Origin of the sequence: Rhodococcus sp. O3 (assembly GCF_048897285.1) — a bacterium.
Lineage (GTDB): Bacteria > Actinomycetota > Actinomycetes > Mycobacteriales > Mycobacteriaceae > Rhodococcus.
This window is the reverse complement of record NZ_JBMBTE010000067.1, coordinates 1-21,604: the sequence shown is the minus strand read 5'-3', so window position 1 is coordinate 21,604 and position 21,604 is coordinate 1. Positions and strand designations below refer to the sequence as shown.

The window sequence follows — 21,604 nt, the reverse complement described above, 5'->3', positions numbered from 1 at the left end:
CAACCCGTCGTGTAGAAGGAGATCTTCGTGGCACCACCGAATCTGACCCGTGAGCAGGCTGCTGAACGGGCCGCGATCCTGTCGGTCGACAACTACCGCATCGAACTCGATCTCACCGACGGCGCGGGCGCACCCGGCACCACCACGTTCCGTTCGATCACGACGGTCACGTTCGGCGCCACCGAGGGTGCGTCGACGTTCATCGACCTGATCGCGCAGAAGGTGAACTCGGCGACGCTCAACGGCTCCTCCCTCGACGTGTCGGGCTACACCGAGGACACCGGTCTCGCGCTGACCGGACTGTCCGAACGCAACGAACTCGTCGTCGACGCGGACTGCCTGTACACGAACACCGGTGAGGGCCTGCATCGATTCGTCGATCCCACCGACGGTGCGGTGTACCTGTACTCGCAGTTCGAGACGGCCGACGCCAAGCGCATGTTCGCGTGCTTCGACCAGCCGGACCTGAAGGCCACGTTCGACCTGTCGGTCACCGCGCCGGAGGACTGGGCGGTGATCTCCAACGCCGAGACGGTGCAGACCGTCGCCGCCACGCCCGGCAAGCACATCTTCCGCACGACACCGCGGATGAGCACCTACCTGGTCGCGCTGATCGCCGGTCCGTACTCGGTGTGGACGGATGCGTACACCGATGAGCACGGCACGATTCCGCTGGGCATCTACTGCCGCGCGTCGCTCGCCGAGTTCATGGACGCCGACCGGTTGTTCACCGAGTCGAAGCAGGGCTTCGACTTCTACCACCGCAACTTCGGGGTGCCCTACGCGTTCGGCAAGTACGACCAGTTGTTCGTGCCGGAGTTCAACGCGGGCGCGATGGAGAACGCCGGGGCCGTCACGTTCCTCGAGGACTACGTCTTCCGGTCGAAGGTGACCCGCGCGTCGTACGAGCGTCGCGCCGAGACGGTCCTCCACGAGATGGCGCACATGTGGTTCGGCGACCTCGTGACCATGCGCTGGTGGGACGATCTGTGGCTCAACGAGTCGTTCGCGACGTTCGCCTCGGTGCTGTGCCAGTCCCGCGCGACCGAGTACACCAACGCGTGGACGACATTCGCGAACGTCGAGAAGTCGTGGGCATACCGGCAGGATCAGCTGCCGTCGACGCATCCGATCGCCGCGGACATCCCCGATCTGGCGGCCGTCGAGGTCAACTTCGACGGCATCACCTACGCGAAGGGCGCGTCGGTGCTCAAGCAGCTCGTCGCGTACGTCGGCGAGGAACCGTTCCTGGCGGGTCTGCGCGACTACTTCCGCGACCACGCCTACGACAACGCGACCTTCGACGATCTGCTCGCGGCGCTCGAGAAGGCGTCGGGCCGCGACCTGTCCGGGTGGGGTGCGCAGTGGCTCAAGACGACGGGCCTGAACATCATGCGGCCCGATTTCGAGGTCGACGCCGACGGGAAGTTCACCCGGTTCACGGTCGTGCAGGAGGGAGCGCAGCCGGGTGAAGGCGAGTTCCGGGTGCACCGCCTGGCGATCGGCGTGTACGACGACGACGGTTCCGGGAAGCTGCTGCGCACCCACCGCGTCGAGATCGATGTCGACGCCGCCGCCCGCACCGACGTGCCGGATCTGGTCGGGGTGCCGCGCGGGCAGTTCGTGCTCGTCAACGACGACGACCTGACGTACTGCTCGGTGCGGCTCGACGAGCAGTCGCTGCGCACGGTGATCGAGCGGGTCGGCGACATCGCCGAGCCGCTGCCCCGCACGCTCGTGTGGTCGGCGGCGTGGGAGATGACGCGTCAGGCCGAGCTCAAGGCCCGCGATTTCGTGGCGCTCGTGCAGCGCGGGGTGGCCGCCGAAAGCGAGGTGGGTGTCGTGCAGCGGCTGCTCATGCAGGCACACACCGCGCTGGGCAGCTACGCGGCTCCGGCGTGGGCGGACAGCCAGGGCTGGGTGGACTACGCGAACCGGCTGCTGGAGCTGGCCCGCGCGGCCGAGCCGGGGTCCGATCATCAGCTCGCCTTCGTCAACGCCCTGACCACGGCGCAGTTGTCGGCGTGGCACACCGAGGTGCTCGCCGAGCTGCTCGCCGCCGATCCGTCGACGGTGGGGTTGCCGGGGCTGGTCGTCGACACCGATCTGCGGTGGCGGATCGTGCAGGCGCTCGCCGCGGCCGGGGAGATCGACGCCGACGGTGTCGAGTCCCCGGTGATCGACGCGGAGGCCGAGCGCGATCCGACGGCCGCCGGTGCCCGTCAGGCGGCGGCCGCACGGGCGGCACGTCCGCAGGCGGAGGTCAAGGAACAGGTGTGGCAGACGGTGATCTTCGACGACACGGTCCCGAACATCACCGCACGCGCGATCATCGGAGGGTTCGCCCCGGCCGGCCAGAGCGAACTGCTCGAGCCGTACGTGGCGCGGTACTTCGCGGACGTTCCGGGCGTGTGGGAGCGGCGATCGAGCGAGGTCGCGCAGACCGTCGTGGTCGGCCTGTACCCGGCGTGGTCGATCTCGGAGGCGTCGGTCGCGGCGGCCGACGAGTTCCTCGCCGGCGATCTGCCGCCCGCGCTGCGCCGGCTCGTCGTCGAGGGCCGCGCCGGCATCGTCCGGTCGCTGAAGGCCCGCGCCTTCGACGCCTCCTGAAACCGGCTACACCGACTGAGGGGTGTCTCCCTGCTGCCGAACAGCAGGGAGACACCCCTCAGTGGTAAGCGCCGGAAACCGAAGCGCCGGAGCCGGAAGTGCCGTGAATCAGGGCGCGACGATCGCGTTGGCGATGACGCGGACGGCGCTGACCAGGCCGTCGAGAAGCTGGCCCTGGCCGAAGGACGCGACCGCGGCGGTCACGCCGAGCTGCGCGACCCGATCCGTGACGCGGTCCGCGACGTCGACGCCGCTGCGGATCTGGATCGACCGCTGGTTCGGGTAGACGGCGATGAGCACCGAACGCGCCGCCTCGGGGGTCTGCGGGAAGACCGCGTCGGTCGCCGCCGCCGGGTCGGTCGCGTCACCGATGTAGGTGTTGAACCGCACCTTGGTGGCGCGGGTGGCCTCGGAGAGCGCATCGTCGAGCGCGATCAGGTCGCGCTCGGCGAACGGCGGGTTCTCGTCGAACGTGTAGGCGACGCCGGGCGGGATGGCCCGCGAGATGCGTCCGCTCGCCGTCAGTGCGGCGGCGTACGGCAGGTTCTCCGGCGCGATCGCCGGGGCGTGGATCACGTCACCACTTGCCACTTGCGGTACCTCCGATCAGTTCCGTCGCAGAACCGGCGTGTCCGTGTCCACCGTGGTGACCGTGTCCGGTCACCTCGTCGACAGCGCTCCACAGCACCGGCTCGTGATCCCACTTGTCGCCGAGCTTGTACTCGGGCGGATTCGGGGTCGCGTACTTCGGCCCGATGTAGCCCAGCCCCGCGACGATCAGGATCACCAGCAATGGGATGCCCACGAATATCAGGGTTGTCTCGAGAATGCTCACACCGCAAACGGTAGCCCAGCCGGTACCATCCCGGCGCACTTGGCCCGGGATGTCCCCGTTGCGCTCAGGCGGCGCCCTCTCCCAGATACGGCAGCCAGGTCGGATGCAGCTCCGGCAAGGTGGCCAGCAGACGCCAGTGCCGGCCCTTCGGCGGCACCAGTGAGGCCCGCAACGTCCAGCCCAGTTCGCTGAGCAACCGATCGGCCTTCTTGTGGTTGCACGACGCGCAACAGGCGACGCAGTTCTCCCAGGAATGCTCGCCACCGCGGCTGCGCGGGACGACGTGATCGATGGTTTCGGCCTTGGCGCCGCAGTAGGCGCACCGGTTGCCGTCCCGGTGCATGAGCGCGGCCCGGGTCATCGGCACCCGCGCGTGGTAGGGCACGCGGACGAAGGTGCGCAGCCGGATCACCGACGGCAGCTGCACGGATCGTTCCGCCGAGTGCACGACCGGCGCCTGCGGGTCCTCGTGCACGGTGTCGGCCTTGCCGCAGGTCATGAGCACCACCGCGCGGCGTGCAGGAAGCGCGGTCAGCGGTTCGAAGGTGGCGTTGAGCAGCAGCACCCGCAACGTGAACCAGTCCGGTACGGCACCGGGGTCGCGCACGACTCGCAGAGTGTTGGCCCCCGGGACCCCGTCGAGGGTCTCCGCGGGCGGGAGTTGTCGATGTGCGCTGCTGCGGTGCTTCATGCGACCTCCGGAAGACTGGCAATAGTGCACCACGGATGCCGCGACCTCGCACCCCGAATTCGCCGACCCATTGCTGTCGGTGCGGTGAACATCCCCCACCGCCCCGGCGGCCTCCCGGCCCGAGCGGGCACAATGGGCGGGCGAGAGGGAATGGTGAGCAACGATGAGTGACGAGCAGACCTTCTACGACGCGATCGGCGGGGCCGAGACGTTTCGGAAGATCACCGCGCGCTTCTACGAAGAGGTCGCCAAGGACGAGGTCGTCCGGCCGCTGTATCCGGAGGAGGATCTGGGCCCGGCGGAGCGCCGCATGCGCATGTTCCTCGAACAGTACTGGGGCGGTCCCCGCACCTACTCCGACGAGCGGGGGCACCCGCGGCTGCGGATGCGTCACCACCCGTTCAAGATCGGTCCGATCGAGCGGGACGCGTGGCTGCGGTGCATGCACACGGCGATCGCCTCGATCGACGACACCACGCTCGACGCCGCGCATCGCCGCCAGTTGCTCGACTACATCGACATGGCAGCCGACTCGCTGATGAACTCGCCGATCTGACCCCGTCCGGTGCGGTGCGGCGGCTCATCCGCGGCCGAGCACCGACCGGATCCTGGTGACGACCCGCAGCGCGAACGCGATCGGCGCGGGGAGGTTCCGGCGCAGGATCGCGTGCTTGCGCACGTATTCGGGGACCTGCCAGACCGCCCAGGTTCCGGCGCGGAACAGGGCGGCGTCACCGGCGCGCAACGTGCGGGCCGGGAAGTCGTCAGCGGAGACGGTGACGGCGCCGTCGACGATGTGCACGATCTCGTCGACGGCGAAGAACCAGTTGAACCGCCCCGCGGTGCAGTCCCACACGTGGGTGGTCGTGGTCCGGTCGGTGCTGGTCGACCACTGTCCGCAGCGCGCGCGGGGGTCGCCCGCGATGATCCAGTCGGGGTTGATCGGGTCGTCGGCGAGCTCGACGTCGTCGAGGCGGGCGGCCACCACGGATGTCCGTTTCATGCGGATCGTCCTATCACGCGGGGTCCCCCGGCCGCGACCTCGTGATCCGGCTCTCACGACACCCGCGACCGAGATTTGACAACATGTTTGCGTGTCAAGGCCGCAGAGCACTTCGTCCCCGGCACCCCCTGATCCGGTGCCTCCTGTTCCGGTGCCTCCTGCTCCGACGCCCCCTACTCCGACACCCTGGTGGCGCGACGCCGTCTTCTATCAGATCTATCCGCGGTCGTTCGCCGACGCGAACGGTGACGGTGTCGGCGATCTCGCCGGCATCCGTGAGCGGCTCGGCTACGTCGAACTGCTCGGTGTCGACGCGATCTGGCTGAACCCGGTGATGCGGTCCCCCATGGCCGATCATGGTTACGACGTGTCCGATCCCCGGGACATCGACCCGCTGTTCGGCGATCTCGACGACTTCGACGAACTGGTCCGGGAGGCGCACGCCCGGCGGATCCGCGTCGTGATGGATCTGGTGCCGAACCACACCAGCAACGAGCACCCGTGGTTCCTCGCCGCCCTGGCCGCACCGCCGGGCAGCCGCGAACGCGCCCGCTACCACTTCCGCGACGGCCGGGGTCCCGACGGCGACGAGCCCCCGAACAACTGGCCGAGCATCTTCGGCGGTCCCGCCTGGACGCGGATCACCGAACCCGACGGCACCCCCGGCCAGTGGTATCTGCACCTGTTCGCCCCCGAACAACCCGACCTCAACTGGGGCAACGAAGAGGTCTTCGCGGACCTGGAACGGACACTGCGGTTCTGGCTGAATCGGGGCGTCGACGGCTTCCGCATCGACGTCGCGCACGGCATGGCCAAACCGGACGGCCTGCCCGACCACCACGGGTGGCAGTCGAACAAGCTGCTCTCGCATTTCGACACCGATCCGCGGTTCAACGATCCGAACGTGCACCACATCCACCGGCGGATCCGGAAGGTCTTCGACGAGTACCCGCACGCGGTGGCGATCGGCGAGATCTGGGTGCACGACCCGCAGCGATTCGCGGAATATCTGCGACCGGACGAGCTGCACCTCGGATTCGACTTCCACCTGGCGCTCACCGGGTGGGACGCGACCGCGATCCGGGAGGCGATCGACGGTTCCCTCGCCGCGGTCGCTCCGGTGCAGGGAACGCCGACGTGGACGCTGTCCAATCACGACGTCTCCCGGGAGGTCACCCGGTTCGGCGGCGGTCCGGCCGGGATCGCGCGGGCCCGGGCGATGCTCCTCGTCGAACTGGCGCTGCCGGGGGCGGTATTCGTCTACAACGGTGCCGAACTCGGGCTCGCCGACGTCGAGCTGCCCGACGAGGCCCTGCAGGATCCGGTGTGGAAGCGGTCCGGGTACACCGACCGCGGTCGCGACGGCTGCCGGGTTCCGTTGCCGTGGGAGGGCGACCGGCCGCCGTTCGGGTTCACCTCGGCCGCGCAGGGCTGGCTGCCGCAACCGGACGACTGGGCGGAGCTGACCGCCGAACGCCAGCTCGAGGACGTGACGTCGATGCTGTCGCTGTACCGGGCGGCACTCGAACTGCGCCGTCGCCGCCCGGAGTTGTCCGGCGGGATCGATTGGTACGGAAGCCCACCCGGCTGCCTGGCGTTCCGGCGGCACGGCGGGCTGACGTGCGCGCTCAACACCACGGATGTGCCGGTGCCGCTGCCCCCGGGTGCGGTGCTGCTCGCCAGCGCACCCGGCGTGGAGACCCATCTGCCGCCGAACAGCGCGGCCTGGTTGCTGTGACACCGCGGCCGGGCCACCTGGAGCTACGAAAGACCGTGCGTCACAACACGTTCAGACCGATCCCCCCACCGCGCCGCAGATACACCGAACCGTAGCGGGCGTCGAGCCGCAGCCACGTCGCGGTGGCCCGCACCCGCACCACCTCGGCGGGGTCGATGCGCTCGAGGTCGATCTCCGCGGTGGCGCCCACCCGGCCGACGGGCACGAAACCCATGCCGTTGAGCGCGAACACCAGTCGCATGGGTACCCCGACGGTGATGCCGCCGCCGGTGACCTCGAGTACCTCCTGCGCGAGCAACGACACCGGCGGTCCCTGCGCCCCCTGCTCCCGGGTCGCCGCGACGCCGCGCTGGGCGAGATCGACGAGCACACGCGCGGGAACGTCGTCGACGTGGACGTAACCGTCCTCCGGTGGCAGCGACCCCCGCCAGGCCGAATCGACCGCCCAGCCGGGATCGATGCTCTCCCCCGCATCGGGTGCGGTCAGTGCCGCACGCAGTCCGTCCGCGGCCACGCACGTGTCGGCGGGGGTGACGGTGCCGCGCAGCACTCGCACGGCCAGCGCGTCGAATCCCGTGCGCACCCACGCCGCGAGCAGGCCGTCGCTCCTGCGGTGCAACCGCACGACGGTCGATTCGTCGAGCCGCAGCGCCCGCCCCAGGAAGGTCGCGAGGTCGGCCCGGTCGTCCGCGTCCGGGATGTGGACCTGCCGTTCGGCGTGTGCCGGCTCAACCACGGCGCCACCGCTGCAGGAATTCTCGTTCGGGGGCGGTGAGCCGGCGCAGCTTCTGGGTGTCGATGTCGAACGCGGCGATCTGCGTCGACGCGACGATCGACGGCGGGGTGTCGACGGGCGCACCACCGGGCCGCACCTCGTAGCCGATGGTGAAGTCGACGGCGCGCACCTGTTCGGTCCACATGACCACGTCCAACGGGCTGTCCTCGTGCCGCAGCTGGCCCCGGTACCGCACGTGCAGGTCGGCGATGACGGCTCCGTCGCGCAGGTTCACGGTGGGCCGGCCGTCGGCGAACAGCCACGGGATGCGGGCCTCCTCGAGCAGGGTCACCATCCGCGCGTGGTTGACGTGCTGGAAGGCGTCCATGTCGGACCAGCGCACCACCACCTCGGTCCGGAACCCGAACTGCTCCGCCGCATCCTTCACGTGCTACCTCCGATCGGGTGCACCCGCGCGCACCATGGTCCTGATCTGCCGTGCCGCCACCAGCAGCGTGGCCAGGTCCAGGTTTCCAGATGCGAATATCTCCTCGAGCGCCGCCCTCGCACGCACGAGCCGCGACCCGTTCGACAGCTCCCAGTCCTCGATCATCTCGACGCAGGTCTCCTCCGGTTCGGCGCCGGCGAGCACGTCGCGGGTCAGCGCCCGCAACGATCCGTACAGCTCGTCGCGCAGCGCGAGCCGCGCGAGCGAATGCCACCGGTCGCCCCGGTCGAGTTCGGAGACCGCCGACAGCAGCCGGTCGACGCCGAGGTGCGCGTCCATCGCGTAGTACAGCTCGGCGACGATCTCCTCGTCCCGTTCGACGATGTCGGCGATGTCGATGACGTCGAGCAGCGGGAACTGGTCGAGCAGCCGGAACACATCCTCGGTGAGGGCGCGTGGGGCACCACGGGAGAGCAGCGGCGCCATTCGGTCGCCGAGGTCCTCGCGGACGTGGCCGCGCATCCATTCCCCCACCCGCGGGGCCAGCTGCGCGAACAGCGCCCGGTAACGGCTGATCTCGGCGCCGACGGCCAGCGGCTGCGGCCGGTTCGACAGCAGCCATCTCGAGGCCCGGTCCAGGACCCGGTTGGATTCGAGCAGCAGGTCGTCGGCGATGTCGGTGGGCATGTCGGCGCTGCGGATGCGCGCCCACAGCTGCGGCAGCCCGAAGATCTCGGTGGCGGCCGCGTAGGCACGGATCGCGTCCGTGCTCGACGCCCCGGCGTCCTCGCTCAGCCGGTACACGTAACTGATGCCACCGTTGTCGACGGTTTCGTTCGCGAGGATCGTCGCGACGATCTGCCGGCGCAGCGGATGTGCCCTGATTCCGGTGCGGAACCGCTGCCGCAACGGTTCCGGGAAATAGCCGGGCAGCCGGGTGGCGAACGTTTCGCTGTCGGGCAGGTCGGTCTCGAGCAGGTCCTCGACGAGGGCGAGTTTGACGTGGGCGAGCAACGTGCACAACTCCGGTGAGGACAGTCCTTCACCGGCCTCGAGCCGCTCTTCGATCTCGTCGTTGTCCGGCAGTGCCTCGAGGGTGCGGTCCAGGCCGCGTTCGGCGACGAGCGCGTTGAGCTGCCGCTGGTGCACCCCGAGCAGCGCCGGTGCCGACGCCCGGGAGACGCCGAGCACCCCGTTCTGGGCGATGTTGTCGGCGAGAACCAGCCGGGCCACGTCGTCGGTCATGGATTCGAGGAGCGGATTGCGTTCGGACTCCGGCAGTTCCCCGGCGGCGACCATCGAATCGAGCAGGATCTTGATGTTGACCTCGTGGTCGGAGCAGTCCACCCCGGCGGAGTTGTCGATCGCGTCGGTATTGATCTTGCCGCCGGCACGGGCGTATTCGATGCGGCCGCGCGGGGTCACACCGAGATTGCCGCCCTCCCCCACCACCCGAGCCCGGATCTCGTCGCCGTCGACGCGGACCGCGTCGTTGCTCTTGTCCCCGACGTCCGCGTGCGTTTCGGTGCGGGCCTTGACGTAGGTGCCGATGCCGCCGTTCCACAGCAGGTCGACGGGGGCGCGCAGGATCGCGCGGATCAGCTCGGGCGGAGGCAGTTCGGTGACCTCGTCGGGCAGGCCCAGCGCGGCCCGGGCCTCCGGTGCCAGCGGAATCGACTTGCGGGTGCGTTCCCACACGCCGCCGCCGGTGCCGATCAGCGCCGGATCGTAGTCGGCCCAGGAGGACCGGGGCAGTTCGAACAGCCGGCGTCGTTCGGCATAGGAGCGGGCCGCGTCGGGGTCCGGGTCGAGGAAGATGTGCCGGTGGTCGAATGCGGCGACGAGACGGATGTGCTCGCTGAGCAGCATGCCGTTGCCGAAGACGTCACCACTCATGTCACCGATGCCGACGACGGTGAAGTCCTGCGTCTGCGTGTCGAGACCGAATTCGGCGAAGTGGCGTTTGACGCTCTCCCACGCTCCGCGCGCGGTGATGCCCATCGCCTTGTGGTCGTATCCGGCCGAACCGCCCGAGGCGAACGCGTCGTCGAGCCAGAAGCGATGTTCGCGCGCAACCTCGTTGGCGAGGTCGGAGAAGGACGCGGTGCCCTTGTCCGCGGCGACGACGAGGTAGGGGTCGTCGCTGTCGCGGCGCACGACCCGGGCGGGCGGGATCGCCTGGTTGGTGGCTCGGTCGAGGTTGTCGGTGATCTCGAGCATGCCGCCGATGAACCGGCGGTAGCAGCGTTCGCCCTGCACGCGGACGGCGACACGGTCGACCGCGGGGTCCCCGGTGGGGGCGACGGGCTTCTTGACCACGAACCCACCCTTGGCGCCGACCGGCACGATCACCGCGTTCTTGACGGCCTGGGCCTTGGCGAGACCGAGGATCTCGGTGCGGTAGTCCTCGCGCCGGTCGGACCAGCGCAGCCCACCACGCGCGACCGGACCGAACCGCAGGTGCACACCCTCGACTTCGGGCGAATAGACGAACATCTCGAATTTCGGCCGGGGGCGCGGCAATTCGTCGATCTCGCTGGGATCGAGCTTGAACGTCAGGATGCGCCCCATGGCGTCCCGGTCGTCGACCGGAACGAAGTAGTTGGTGCGCAGGGTGGCTCGGATCAGCGCGAACAGTCCACGCAGGATGCGGTCGGCGTCGAGACCCGTGACGGCGTCGATCGCCCGCTCGAGTGCCGCAACGAGGTCGCGTTCACGGGCGGCCGAGACCGCCGGAAGCAATTCCGGATCGAACATCGTCTCGAACAGTTCGACGAACAGACCGGTGGTGTCCGGGGCGGCCAGCAGCACCCCGGCGATGCGGTACTCGCTGTACGGGAAGCCTGCCTGCTTCAGGTATTTCGCGTAGGCGCGCAGCATGGCGGCCCGGCGCCATGTCAGCCCCGCGCGCAGAACCAGTTCGTTGAACCGGTCGCCGGCGACGGCCCCGTGCCACACCGCCTCGAAGGCGTCGGTGAAGCGCTGCGGCATCGCGGATTCCGGATCCACGTCGACCGGCATGTCGAGCCCGAAATCGTATATCCAGCAACTCATCCGGTCCGCGCGGATGATCTGGTACGGCCGCTCGTCGACGACGTCGACACCGAGGCTCTGCAGCGCCGGCAGCACGCGGCTCAGGGTGATTCCCTCGCTGCCGATGTAGAGCGCGAAACGCCACCGGCGCGGCGCGGCGTCGTCGGGGCGGTACAGCAGCATGTCGATCGAGTCCGCCCGCAACGTCTCGAGACGGGCCACGTCGGCGAGGGCGTGCGCCGGGTCGAAGTCCTCCTTGTACGCGTCGGGGAAGACCTCCGAGTAGCGCTTCACGAGCGCAGGATCGATGGTGGGGTCGTCCGCGGCGATCTCGGCGAGCCGGTCGTCCCAGCTGCGGCTGGCCTCGGCGAGCAGACCCTGGATGCGCAGCCGTTCGGCCTCGGTCGTGTCGACCCGGACGTCGGGTGCACCGACCGCCGACCGGATCGTCACGTGCAGCTGCGCCAGATCGCCCTCGGTGACGCGGGCTGTGTAATCGAGTGTCCCCCCGCCGAATTCGCGCAACAGGATCTGCTGCATGGCGACGCGGACGCGGGTGGTGTAGCGGTCACGCGGCAGATACACCAGGCACGAGACGTAGCGGCCGAACGGATCGACGCGCACGAACAGCCGTACCTGACGACGCATCCCCACGACCGAGGACACGGTCCGGTACAGGGTGTCGGTGTCCATCGAGAACAGCTCGATCCGCGGCATCGACTGGATGATCTCGAGCATCGCCTGCCCGGTGAACGAGGACATCGGCACGCCGGCCCGGGCGATGGCACCGCGTACCCGGCGCGAGAGCATCGGGATGTCGAGGACGTTCTCGTGCAGCGCGGTGACCGTGAGCACCCCGAGGAACCGGTGCTCGCCGACGATGCGGCCGTCGTCGTCGAGGTTCGCCACGTCCACGAAGTACGGGTACACCGACCGGTGCACGGTCGCCGGCAGCGAGCCCTCGGTGAGCACCAGCAGCGGACGGTCCGCCGGTTCGGCGACGGCCGGCAGATCGATCGGATCGTGTGTCGCCTGGTCGCGGAGCAGACCGAGGCCGCTGCCCGGTACAGGGTGGATCGGGCGCGCGCCCTGCTCGTCCGGGTCTCCGAGGTTGTACTGGCGGTAGCCGAGCAGGGCGTAGTTGCCCTCTCCCAGCCAGCGCAGCAGTGCCGCCGTCTCGGTCAGCTCCTCGGCGGTGCGCGTGCCCGGCGGGTCGGTGGCGAGCGCCTCCAGGTACGCCTCGAGTTCGCGGCTGCGGTCCTGCATGGCCTCGGTGTCCGTCACCACCTGGCGGACATCGGCGAGCACCACCGGAAGTTCGGTGTCCACGGCGTCGAGCGCCGAATCGGTGGTGGTGGGGTGCAGCTGCACGTGGATCCACGATTCGGCGGTGGCGTCGTCGGCCCCCGCCGAGACGGTGGTCAGCGCGACCAGTTCCCCCGTCGGTCCGCGCCGGGCCCCGAAGATCGGGTGCACGACGTCGCCGACGGTGACACCGAGCCGCTCCAGCAGGGACGTCACCGATTCCACCAGCAGCGGCATGTCGTCGGTGACGATCTGCACGGCCGGACCGATCCCGTCGCGGCGCCCCGCTCGGTACACGTGCGTCACGGCGGTACCCGACGGGCGGTGCCGTCCCAGTTCCAGATGCGCCTGAACCGCACGGCGCAGATCGGCGAGCTCACCGCCACCCTGTCGATATGCCCGTTCCAGTACCTCGAGATCCGACGAAACATGCTGCGATGCAGGCGACTCGGCCATGATGACCCTCCTCACTCGGATCTGCTGCGCAAACGCGAACGCCGCGGACAGGCCCGAAGTCGAGCCTATCCGCGGCGTGGCGTCGGAGGAGGGAAACGAGCGTCAGCCGACGGGTACGCTCAGGTATTCACCGAGCATCCGGCGCTCGTCGTCGGTGAGCGGCCGCGCGGAGTCGGTGGCGGGGTCGAACCCGACCAGCACCGCGTCACCGTGTCCGCACACGTTGCCGTGCACGTCGGTGACAACGTGCCGGAGCGTGTAGGACGTGGTGCCGAGCCGCAGCACCGACACCGTGACGGTGATCGGGCCCGACTCGTCCTTGAGCGGTCGCAGGAATTCGACGTCGGTCTTGCGCACCACGACCGGCCGGGGCTCGAACGGTGCGGATCGGAAGAACTTGATCCGCGCCTCCTGCATGTACTCGACGAACTTGGTGTTGTTCACGTGCCCGAGCCGATCGGAATCGGCCCAGCGCACCTCGAGCTCGCAGGAGAACACCTTGCCGCCCTGGTCGGTCACGCGGGGGTCAGTCACGCGTCAGCTTCCGGTGGGTGACCCGGTGCGGGCGGGCGGCCTCGGCGCCGAGACGCTCGATCTTGTTCGCCTCGTACGCCTCGAAGTTGCCCTCGAACCAGAACCAGCGGCCTTCCTCGACGTTGCCCTCCCACGCGAGGATGTGGGTGCAGGTGCGGTCCAGGAACCAGCGGTCGTGGGAGATCACGACGGCGCAACCCGGGAACTGCTGCAGCGCGTTCTCCAGCGAGCTGAGGGTTTCGACGTCGAGGTCGTTGGTCGGCTCGTCGAGCAGGATCAGGTTGCCGCCCTCCTTGAGGGTCAGCGCGAGGTTCAGGCGGTTGCGCTCACCACCGGAGAGCACCTCCGCCGGCTTCTGCTGATCCGGGCCCTTGAACCCGAACGCGGACACGTACGCGCGCGACGGCATCTCGTTCTGCCCGACCTCGATGAAGTCGAGCCCGTCCGAGACGACCTCCCACACGGTCTTCTTGGGGTCGATGTTCGCGCGGGTCTGGTCGACGTAGCTGAGCTTGACCGTGTCGCCGACCTTGACGGTGCCCGAGTCGGGCTGCTCGAGCCCGACGATGGTCTTGAACAGGGTGGTCTTGCCGACGCCGTTGGGGCCGATCACACCGACGATGCCGTTGCGCGGCAGGGTGAAGGACAGGTCCTTGATGAGAACCCGGCCGTCGAAGCCCTTGTCCAGGTGCGAGACCTCGACGACGACGTTGCCCAGGCGCGGCGGCGTCGGGATCTGGATCTCCTCGAAGTCGAGCTTGCGGTGCTTCTCGGCTTCGGCGGCCATCTCCTCGTAGCGGGCCAGACGCGCCTTGTTCTTGGTCTGCCGGGCCTTGGCGCCCGAGCGGACCCACTCGAGTTCCTCCTTGAGGCGCTTCTGGAGCTTCTGGTCCTTCTTGCCCTGCACCTCGAGGCGCTCGGCCTTCTTCTCCAGGTAGGTGGAGTAGTTGCCCTCGTAGGGATGCAGCTTGCCGCGGTCGACCTCACAGATCCACTGCGCGACGTGATCGAGGAAGTACCGGTCGTGGGTGACGGCCAGCACCGCGCCCGGGTAGGACGCGAGGAACTGCTCGAGCCACAGCACCGACTCGGCGTCGAGGTGGTTGGTGGGCTCGTCGAGGAGCAGCAGGTCCGGCTTGCTCAGCAGCAGCTTGCACAGCGCGACACGGCGGCGCTCACCACCGGAGAGGTGGGTGACCGGCTCGTCCGGCGGCGGGCAGCGCAGCGCGTCCATCGCCTGCTCGAGCTGCGAGTCGATGTCCCACGCGTTGGCGTGGTCGAGCTCCTCCTGGAGCTTGCCCATCTCCTCCATCAGCTCGTCCGAGTAGTCGGTCGCCATGAGCTCGGCGATCTCGTTGAACCGGTCGAGCTTGACCTTGATCTCGCCGAGGCCCTCCTCGACGTTGCCCCGGACCGTCTTCTCCTCGTTGAGCGGAGGTTCCTGCAGCAGGATGCCGACGGTCGCTTCCGGGTCGAGGAATGCCTCGCCGTTGCTGGGCTGATCCAGCCCGGCCATGATCTTCAGGATCGACGACTTGCCCGCGCCGTTCGGTCCGACGACACCGATCTTGGCTCCCGGGTAGAAGCTCATGGTGACATCGTCGAGGATGACCTTGTCACCGTGCGCCTTGCGCACCTTCTTCATCGTGTAGATAAACTCCGCCATGCGTACCAGCGTATCGGGCCGGGCGTGGGAACCCACATCCTGGACTTTCTCCCTCGCCCGCGAGCGCACGCACAGCCGGAGCGGCTATCCGGCGAACACCCCCGCCACGAACGGCGTCGTGTCCGCCAGCGACGCGAACATCGTGTCGTCGTGATCCCCCGGATACGGCCGGAACCGCAGGTCGGCGCCGCCCGCGGTGAGGTCGGCGGCCAGCTTCACCGACAGCGGCGCCGGCACCATCGTGTCGCGCAGGCCCTGGCCGAGGAACAGGGGCCGGTCGTAGCCGCGGGTCGGAACCCCCACGTAGTCGGCGAACACCGACCGGAACCGCTCGTCCCAGAGCGGCCGGGACAGCAGTTGCCCGACGTTCACGCTTCCGTACCGGTCGTCGAGCTCCTCGTAACAGAGCGATTCGGCGGCATCGAGCAGTTCGACACCGAGCGGCGACAGGTAGCTGTTCACGTCCAGGTCGGGGCGAGCCGCCCGCAGACCCGCGAACAGGTAGCCGGTGTAGGCGGTCAGGCCCTCGAGACCGAGGTCGGGAAAACCGGGGAAACCGAGCGGGTACAGCAGCTCGAGGTTCGACGGTGCGCCCGTCGCGACCATGCCCCGGAAGTCCAGTTCGGGGGCGCGGGCGGTGGCCGCGTGCGCGGTGTGCAGGGCCGCGTGCCCGCCCTGGGACTGGCCGACGACGACCCAGCGGTCCGACAGCCCGGGTTCGACCGTGCGGGCCGCGCGGACGATGTCGACGATGCTGTTCGCGGCGCTCGGACCGTCCAGGTAGGTGTGGATGCCCTCGGTCCCCAGACCGGGATAGTCCGCCGCAACCACCGCGTATCCCTGCGCGAGCCAGTGATCGAGGTAGGCGGTGTCGCGGGGTCCGCGCGGCCGCACCGACGGTGCGCAGTCGTCGGCGATGCCGTACGTCCCGTGCGCCCACGCCACCACCGGGCGGCCCTCGGCGGGCGCGGGGCCCGGCGGCAGGAACAGCACCCCGGTGCCGACGGCCGGGGCGCCGGACCGCCATTGCGTGCGGTATTCGATGCGCTCGGCGACGGCGGCACCCGGCAACGACAGTTCGGCGGGCAGCGGCTGCACGTCGATCACCGATCCGGGGACCGGGTCGGCTCCGGCCGTCGGTGTCAGCGCAGCACAGAGGACCACCGCGCCCAGAACCGTGGCGAGCCCGACCCGCACCCCACCCATCGCCCACCCCCGTGTCCGCCGATCTGCCGCTTTCAGCGTGGCAGACGCGGACCGGTTCGGTGCCCGATCAGCGGCCTTCGCGGTCGCGGCGCGCGAGTTCGGCGAACATCGCGTTGTGCGCGGCGAGCTCGGCGTCGTGGTCCCGCTCCGCGGCCCGGTCGACGCGCCGCGCGATGCGGTCGTCGCTGCGCGACCACTGCACGAGCAGCGCGAGCATCACCAGCACCAGCGGGATCTCGCCCGCGGACCAGGCGATGCTGCCGCCGACCTTCTGGTCGGAGAACACGTCCTCGTTCCACGGCAGCGCCAGGCCGCGGTAGTACGCCTCGGCCATCACCGTGCCCATGCTCATGAGCGTGACACCGAAGAACGCGTGGAACGGCAGCGAGCCGAACACCATCGCCAGCTTGGTCACCGGCTGCACGTCCCGCGGGGACGGGTCGACGCCGATCACCACCCAGTAGAAGAGGTAACCGCTCATCAGGAAGTGCAGGTTCATCAGCACGTGCGCGGCGTGGCTGTCGACGGAGGATTCGAAGATTCCGCCCAGGTACAGCGCGTAGAAGCCGCCGACGAACATCACCGACGCCACCAGCGGATGGGTGAAGAACCGTGACGGCGGGCTGTGCAGGAATTCGAGGATCCACTCGCGCGGGCCGGGCGCTCCGTCGCGACCGGCCGGTTTGAACGCGCGCAGCGCGAGCGTCATCGCACCGCCGAGCGCGAGCAGCACGGGAGCGAGCATCGACATCGCCATGTGCGCGCCCATGTGGACGCTGAACATCGCCGGCGAGTACATCCCGACACCCGAGGACGTCGCGACCAGCAGCACGAAGCATCCGCTGAACCAGGCGATCGCCCGGCCCACCGGCCAGGAGTCGCCGCGCTTGCGCAGCGTCCACATGCCGAGCGCGTAGGCGGCGGTGAGCACGACGGCCGCGGTGCCGAAGATCAGGTCGAAGCGCCACGGGCCGAAGAACAGGTTCGCGAAGGTGGGCGGGCCGTCGAGGTTGTAGCCGAGTTCCACCTCGAGGACGCTCGGCGACGATGTCGGGGCGGGCGGCGGGGTGCGGCCCAATCCGACGGCCAAGCCGACCGTCGCCGCGAGCAGGATGGCTTCCACCGCCGCGAACCGGACCAGGGCGCCGCGGCTGGTGGGGTCGGCCTCGAGGGCCGGCAGCGCGCGGCGGCGCTGTGCCCAGCCGAGGATGCCGATGAGGATCAGGGCGACGGCCTTCGCGACGACGAGCCGTCCGTAGGTGGTGGTCAGGAGGTCGTCGAACGGCACCCGCACGGCGGAGTTGACGATGCCGCTCAGCGCCATCACCACGAACGCGATGGTCGCGACGACCGAGAACCGGTGGGCCGCGAGATCGGTGTGGTCACCGCCGCGGCGCGCGTGCACGAACAACGCGAACAGACCGCCGGCCCACACCGAGGCCGCCACCAGGTGCAGCACGAGGCTGTTGGTGGCCATGTCGTGCGAGCCGCCCGAGGAGGAGTGCCCGGTGAGGGCGATCGGCAGCAGCGCGATCAGGGACAGCAGCAGCAGGTAGGGCACCCACGCCCAGCGCACCGCGAAACGGATGAGCATCGCCAGCACCACGGTGAGGACGAGCGTCCACGCCCACGCCGACGCGACCTCGACCTGCCCGACGGCCCGCCACATGTTCACCGGCTTGATCGCCTCCCCGAGCGGCTGCCCGGAGGTGTCCGACAGGGTCAGCGGCACCAGCAGCGCCGAGCACAGTGCCCACACGACGGCCGCCGCCCCGGCGGTCCGCACAGACCGATAGCCGTCCACGTCGAGCACGCCGCTGCGTTGCGGGGGCACGAGGAAGGCCGCGAAGAACAGGGAACCGATCGTGGCGACCGCGGCGATCTCCGCGACACCCCGGACCGCCGGCAGGCCGTAGGTGGTGAGCGGGCCGGGATCGGGGATACCGAGCAGCACGAGCGCCTGCGACGCGGACAGTCCGACCACGATCGCCGCGACGATCGCCGAAATGACGCCGAACACGACATACAGGGCGGTCGTGCCCGATCGTGGGGCGGAGGTCGGTTCGGATTCGGGCTGCGCGAGCTCGGGTGCTGCCATGGCTACCAGGGTAGGACGTGCCCGGAGTCCCCTACGACACGACGTCGGAGCACAGTGTCGACCGTCACCACCGGGTCCGCGTCGACGACGGGACCGCGGGGCCGGGGTCATTCCGGGCGTGTGGGCACCGGGTCCCCGTTGCGGAGCGAGGACTCGTATCCGGTCGTCAGCCAGAAGACGGTGCGATCGATGGTGGGGATGATGTCGGTGATCTCGATGTGCCCCTCGCGGCATCGCCCGACCAGTCCGTAGACGAGGCTCGACAGGATCGATTCCAGTTCGGCGACGAAGGCGGGGTCCACGTCCGAGAGGACCGCCTGACCGACGGGCACGACCACGTCGAAACCCCGCAGGGCGAGGGTTTCGCCGCCGGGCGCGGTCCGCACCCGGAAGTAGGCGAGGAGCATCGCCGGGTGCTGTACCCACGGTTCGAAGATCGCCCGCATCACCCGCATCATCGCCGGGTGCAACGGCTCGCCCGGGTCGCGGCTCTGCTTGACGATGCCGGAGTGGTTCTCCGCCATCCAGCGTTCGATCGCGGCCAGGATCAGCTCGTCGCGCGTCGGGTAGCGCTTGTAGATGGTCGTCAGCGAAGTGCGGGCGCGCCGCGCCACCTCTCGTAGCTGGACCGCGTCGTATCCCCCGCTTTCGAGGAGTTCGACGACGGTGTCGAGGAGTCGGTCCGAGGTCCGGTCGACCCCGCCTCCCCCATCAGCATTCTCCATTTTGTGAATTTCCTTGCCGCGTAGTGGTAACCCGGTTATCGTATGGCCAGTAACAAGGTTACTCGGCTCCGACGCGGCGACCGGGCCGATCGGGAACGCCCACGCCGCCGGTTTCCAGCCCGCACTCACCCTGTGGAGCACCCATGCCACCGATACGACTGCACGTCGATCACGATCTCTGCGAGGCGCACGCCCTGTGCACCGAGATCGCACCGGAAGTCTTCGACCTCGGCGACGACGACCTCGCCCACTGCGACGAATCACCACCGGAAGCGTTGTGGCCCAAGGTGAAATCCGCCGCCAGCGCCTGCCCACGCCAGGCCATCACCATCACCGAGACATAGCCACCGCACCGAACCGAAAGGCCGGCACTCCGATGACCGATCTGGCATCAGTCGACTACTTCTCCGACGGAGAGGTCGCGCAGAGCCCCTTCGCGTACTTCGATCACCTCCGGGACCGGAACCCGGTCCACCGCGAACCGCACTACGGCGTCGTGGTCGTCACCGGGTACCAGGAGGTGGTCGAGGCATTCAAGAACAGCGACGCCCTCTCGGCGGTCAACTCGATCGGCGGACCGTTCCCCCCGCTGCCGTTCGTGCCCGAAGGCGACGACATCACCGAGCAGATCGAAGCGCACCGCCACGAGTTCCCGATCTTCGAGCACCTCGTCACGATGGATCCGCCCGACCACACGAAGGCCCGCGCGCTGCTGGGCCGGCTCCTCACTCCGAAACGCCTGAAGGAGAACGAGGAGTATCTGTGGACGCTCGCGAACGAGCAACTCGACGAATTCATCGACAACGGTCGCTGCGAGTTCCTCGGCGAGTACGCCAAACCCTTTGCGACGCTGGCCATCGCCGATCTGCTCGGCGTCCCGCAGGAGGACCGCGACGAGTTCCGGCGGGCGCTGGGCGCGGATGTACGACCCGGTGCGCGGGTCGGTGCCCTCGACGGCGAGCCGGTCGGGATCAATCCGCTCGAATACCTGGACGATCGTTTCAGCGGCTACCTCACCGAGCGACGACGTGATCCCCGAGGCGACATCCTCAGCGGTCTCGCCGCCGCGACCTACCCGGACGGCTCGATCCCCGAGATCATCGAGGTCGTGCGGCCCGCAACCTTCCTGTTCGCCGCCGGTCAGGAGACCGTGACGAAGCTGCTCAGCTCGGCACTGCGGGTACTCGGCGATCGACCGGAGTACCAGAAGATCCTGCGGGAGGACCGCAGCCTCATCCGGCCCTTCATCGAGGAGTCCCTCCGCTTCGACAGCCCGACGAAGGTGGACTTCCGCCTCGCCCGCAAGACCACCACGATCGGCGACGTCGACATCCCGGCCGGAACCGTGGTGATGCTCAGTCTCGCTGCCGCGAACCGTGATCCGCGCAAGTTCGAGGAACCGAACGAGTTCCGCTTCGACCGGAGCAACGCCCACGACCACATCGCGTTCGGCCGCGGACTCCACACCTGCGCGGGTGCACCGCTGGCCCGCATCGAAGGCCAGATCACCCTCAATCGCCTGCTCGATCGGATGAGCGAGATCCGGCTCTCCGAAACCGAGCACGGCCCGGCGACCGACCGCCGGTACACCTACGAACCCACGTTCCTGCTGCGGGGACTCACCGAACTCCACATCGAGTTCACCCCGACGAGCTAGCAACAAATCCCCGGCATCGCGTCGAGCGGCCGCTCGATGCGCCGAACGAAAGGCAAGACATGGCAGGGAGAGTAGAAGGCAAGGTCGCGTTCGTCACGGGAGCGGCCCGTGGACAGGGACGCAGCCACGCGGTGCGGCTGGCGCAGGAAGGCGCCGACATCATCGCCGTCGACATCTGCGGTCCGATCCGGGAAGGCGCACTGATCGCCCCGTCCACCCCGGACGACCTGGCCGAAACCGTCGAGCTGGTCAAGGCTCTCGACCGTCGCATCGTGACCGCCCAGGTGGACGTCCGCGATTTCGACGCACTGAAGGCCGCGGTCGACGACGGCGTCGCACAGTTGGGCCGGCTCGACATCGTCGCGGCGAACGCGGGCATCGGAACAGGTGGCTTCACCCTCGACCACACCGACGAGGTGGACTGGCAGGAGATGATGGACATCAACCTGTCCGGGGTGTGGAAGTCGGTGAAAGCCGCTGTACCGCACATGATCGCGGCAGGAAACGGCGGCTCGATCATCCTCACCAGCTCGGTGGGCGGGTTGAAGGCCTACCCGACCATGGGACCGTACATCGCCGCGAAGCACGGCGTGGTCGGCCTGATGCGCACGTTCGCCGTCGAGCTGGGACAGCACTCCATCCGCGTCAATACCGTCCACCCCACGAACGTGAACACGCCGATGTTCATGAACGAGGAGACGATGAAGATGTTCCGCCCCGACCTCGAGAACCCGGGGCCGGAGGACATGAAGGTCGTCACCCAGATGATGCACGTCCTGCCGATCGGCTGGGTGGAACCGGAGGACATCAGCAACGCCGTGTTGTTCCTGGCGTCCGACGAATCCCGCTACGTCACAGGGCTCACGCTCACCGTGGATGCGGGC

General features: G+C 69.0%; 18 protein-coding genes. 6 read left to right on the top strand and 12 right to left on the bottom strand.

Features of this window, described 5'->3' with window-relative positions; all coding sequences use genetic code 11:
• Positions 1-27: 27 nt before the first annotated feature.
• The gene (pepN, locus tag ACN675_RS18440) at positions 28-2,610 is read left to right on the top strand and encodes an aminopeptidase N (protein WP_420752214.1); all 2,583 of its coding nucleotides are present in this window, start codon (positions 28-30) and stop codon (positions 2,608-2,610) included.
• 108 nt (positions 2,611-2,718) lie between these two features.
• Here the strand turns inward: pepN and ACN675_RS18435 are convergent, their stop codons facing one another.
• From ACN675_RS18435 to ACN675_RS18425, 3 genes are all read right to left on the bottom strand, one after another.
• Positions 2,719-3,201 carry a DUF5130 family protein gene (locus ACN675_RS18435; RefSeq protein WP_420752213.1) on the bottom strand — a complete coding sequence of 161 codons (483 nt, stop codon included), beginning with the start codon at positions 3,199-3,201 and terminating at the stop codon, positions 2,719-2,721.
• A complete protein-coding gene (locus ACN675_RS18430) occupies positions 3,188-3,445 on the bottom strand; it encodes a hypothetical protein (protein ID WP_197251992.1) in 258 nt (85 codons plus the stop codon). Before ACN675_RS18430 ends, ACN675_RS18435 begins: the two co-directional genes overlap by 14 nt.
• Positions 3,446-3,509: 64 nt before the next feature.
• Positions 3,510-4,136 (bottom strand): HNH endonuclease, encoded by a 627-nt coding sequence (locus ACN675_RS18425; RefSeq protein WP_420752212.1) that lies wholly within the window; start codon positions 4,134-4,136, stop codon positions 3,510-3,512.
• Between the two features lie 163 nt (positions 4,137-4,299).
• On the opposite strand from ACN675_RS18425, the gene ACN675_RS18420 reads away from it, so the two are divergent.
• The gene (locus tag ACN675_RS18420) at positions 4,300-4,692 is read left to right on the top strand and encodes a globin (RefSeq protein WP_197251994.1); all 393 of its coding nucleotides are present in this window, start codon (positions 4,300-4,302) and stop codon (positions 4,690-4,692) included.
• A gap of 24 nt (positions 4,693-4,716) precedes the next feature.
• Here ACN675_RS18420 and ACN675_RS18415 read toward each other — a convergent pair whose 3' ends face one another.
• A complete protein-coding gene (locus ACN675_RS18415; RefSeq protein ID WP_420752211.1) occupies positions 4,717-5,139 on the bottom strand; it encodes a cupin domain-containing protein in 423 nt (140 codons plus the stop codon).
• 151 nt (positions 5,140-5,290) lie between these two features.
• Here ACN675_RS18415 and ACN675_RS18410 point away from each other — a divergent pair, with 151 nt between their 5' ends.
• Complete coding sequence (locus tag ACN675_RS18410) at positions 5,291-6,877, top strand: glycoside hydrolase family 13 protein (RefSeq protein ID WP_420752210.1); 1,587 nt, start codon at positions 5,291-5,293, stop codon at positions 6,875-6,877.
• A 40-nt stretch (positions 6,878-6,917) separates the two neighbouring features.
• On the opposite strand, the gene ACN675_RS18405 is transcribed toward ACN675_RS18410, so the two are convergent.
• From ACN675_RS18405 to ACN675_RS18370, 8 genes are all read right to left on the bottom strand, one after another.
• Positions 6,918-7,613, bottom strand: a complete 696-nt coding sequence (locus ACN675_RS18405) for a hypothetical protein (RefSeq protein WP_420752209.1) — start codon at positions 7,611-7,613, stop codon at positions 6,918-6,920.
• Positions 7,606-8,040: an acyl-CoA thioesterase gene (locus ACN675_RS18400; protein WP_420752208.1), complete on the bottom strand. Its 435-nt coding sequence runs from the start codon at positions 8,038-8,040 to the stop codon at positions 7,606-7,608. The genes ACN675_RS18405 and ACN675_RS18400 overlap by 8 nt, the downstream gene beginning before the upstream one ends.
• 3 nt (positions 8,041-8,043) lie before the next feature.
• Entirely contained in the window at positions 8,044-12,834 is a 4,791-nt protein-coding gene (locus tag ACN675_RS18395) for an NAD-glutamate dehydrogenase (protein WP_420752207.1), read from the bottom strand.
• A gap of 102 nt (positions 12,835-12,936) precedes the next feature.
• Entirely contained in the window at positions 12,937-13,368 is a 432-nt protein-coding gene (locus ACN675_RS18390) for an acyl-CoA thioesterase (protein WP_420752206.1), read from the bottom strand.
• Entirely contained in the window at positions 13,361-15,034 is a 1,674-nt protein-coding gene (gene ettA / locus ACN675_RS18385; protein ID WP_420752205.1) for an energy-dependent translational throttle protein EttA, read from the bottom strand. Before ettA ends, ACN675_RS18390 begins: the two co-directional genes overlap by 8 nt.
• 84 nt (positions 15,035-15,118) lie before the next feature.
• The gene (locus tag ACN675_RS18380; protein ID WP_420752204.1) at positions 15,119-16,240 is read right to left on the bottom strand and encodes a lipase family protein; all 1,122 of its coding nucleotides are present in this window, start codon (positions 16,238-16,240) and stop codon (positions 15,119-15,121) included.
• A gap of 67 nt (positions 16,241-16,307) precedes the next feature.
• Positions 16,308-18,338 (bottom strand): cytochrome c oxidase assembly protein, encoded by a 2,031-nt coding sequence (locus ACN675_RS18375; RefSeq protein WP_420752203.1) that lies wholly within the window; start codon positions 18,336-18,338, stop codon positions 16,308-16,310.
• 107 nt (positions 18,339-18,445) lie between these two features.
• Positions 18,446-19,063 (bottom strand): TetR family transcriptional regulator, encoded by a 618-nt coding sequence (locus tag ACN675_RS18370; protein ID WP_420752202.1) that lies wholly within the window; start codon positions 19,061-19,063, stop codon positions 18,446-18,448.
• A 143-nt stretch (positions 19,064-19,206) separates the two neighbouring features.
• On the opposite strand from ACN675_RS18370, the gene ACN675_RS18365 reads away from it, so the two are divergent.
• The 3 genes from ACN675_RS18365 to ACN675_RS18355 form a co-directional block, all read left to right on the top strand.
• The gene (locus ACN675_RS18365; protein ID WP_420752201.1) at positions 19,207-19,407 is read left to right on the top strand and encodes a ferredoxin; all 201 of its coding nucleotides are present in this window, start codon (positions 19,207-19,209) and stop codon (positions 19,405-19,407) included.
• Between the two features lie 32 nt (positions 19,408-19,439).
• The gene (locus ACN675_RS18360; protein WP_420752200.1) at positions 19,440-20,720 is read left to right on the top strand and encodes a cytochrome P450; all 1,281 of its coding nucleotides are present in this window, start codon (positions 19,440-19,442) and stop codon (positions 20,718-20,720) included.
• 59 nt (positions 20,721-20,779) lie between these two features.
• Positions 20,780-21,604, top strand: an 825-nt coding sequence (locus ACN675_RS18355) for a mycofactocin-coupled SDR family oxidoreductase (protein WP_420752199.1), incomplete at its 3' end; no start/stop codon positions are given.

Bases quoted from the DNA above. Each gene is read 5' to 3' on its own strand.
- ACN675_RS18380 (WP_420752204.1), bottom strand. From the start codon at position 16,240: ATGGGTGGGGTGCGGGTCGGGCTCGCCACGGTTCTGGGCGCGGTGGTC.
- ACN675_RS18365 (WP_420752201.1), top strand. From the start codon at position 19,207: ATGCCACCGATACGACTGCACGTCGATCACGATCTCTGCGAGGCGCAC.
- ACN675_RS18425 (WP_420752212.1), bottom strand. From the start codon at position 4,136: ATGAAGCACCGCAGCAGCGCACATCGACAACTCCCGCCCGCGGAGACC.
- ettA (WP_420752205.1), bottom strand. From the start codon at position 15,034: ATGGCGGAGTTTATCTACACGATGAAGAAGGTGCGCAAGGCGCACGGT.
- ACN675_RS18415 (WP_420752211.1), bottom strand. From the start codon at position 5,139: ATGAAACGGACATCCGTGGTGGCCGCCCGCCTCGACGACGTCGAGCTC.
- ACN675_RS18370 (WP_420752202.1), bottom strand. From the start codon at position 19,063: ATGGAGAATGCTGATGGGGGAGGCGGGGTCGACCGGACCTCGGACCGA.
- ACN675_RS18375 (WP_420752203.1), bottom strand. From the start codon at position 18,338: ATGGCAGCACCCGAGCTCGCGCAGCCCGAATCCGAACCGACCTCCGCC.
- ACN675_RS18360 (WP_420752200.1), top strand. From the start codon at position 19,440: ATGACCGATCTGGCATCAGTCGACTACTTCTCCGACGGAGAGGTCGCG.
- ACN675_RS18395 (WP_420752207.1), bottom strand. From the start codon at position 12,834: ATGGCCGAGTCGCCTGCATCGCAGCATGTTTCGTCGGATCTCGAGGTA.
- ACN675_RS18420 (WP_197251994.1), top strand. From the start codon at position 4,300: ATGAGTGACGAGCAGACCTTCTACGACGCGATCGGCGGGGCCGAGACG.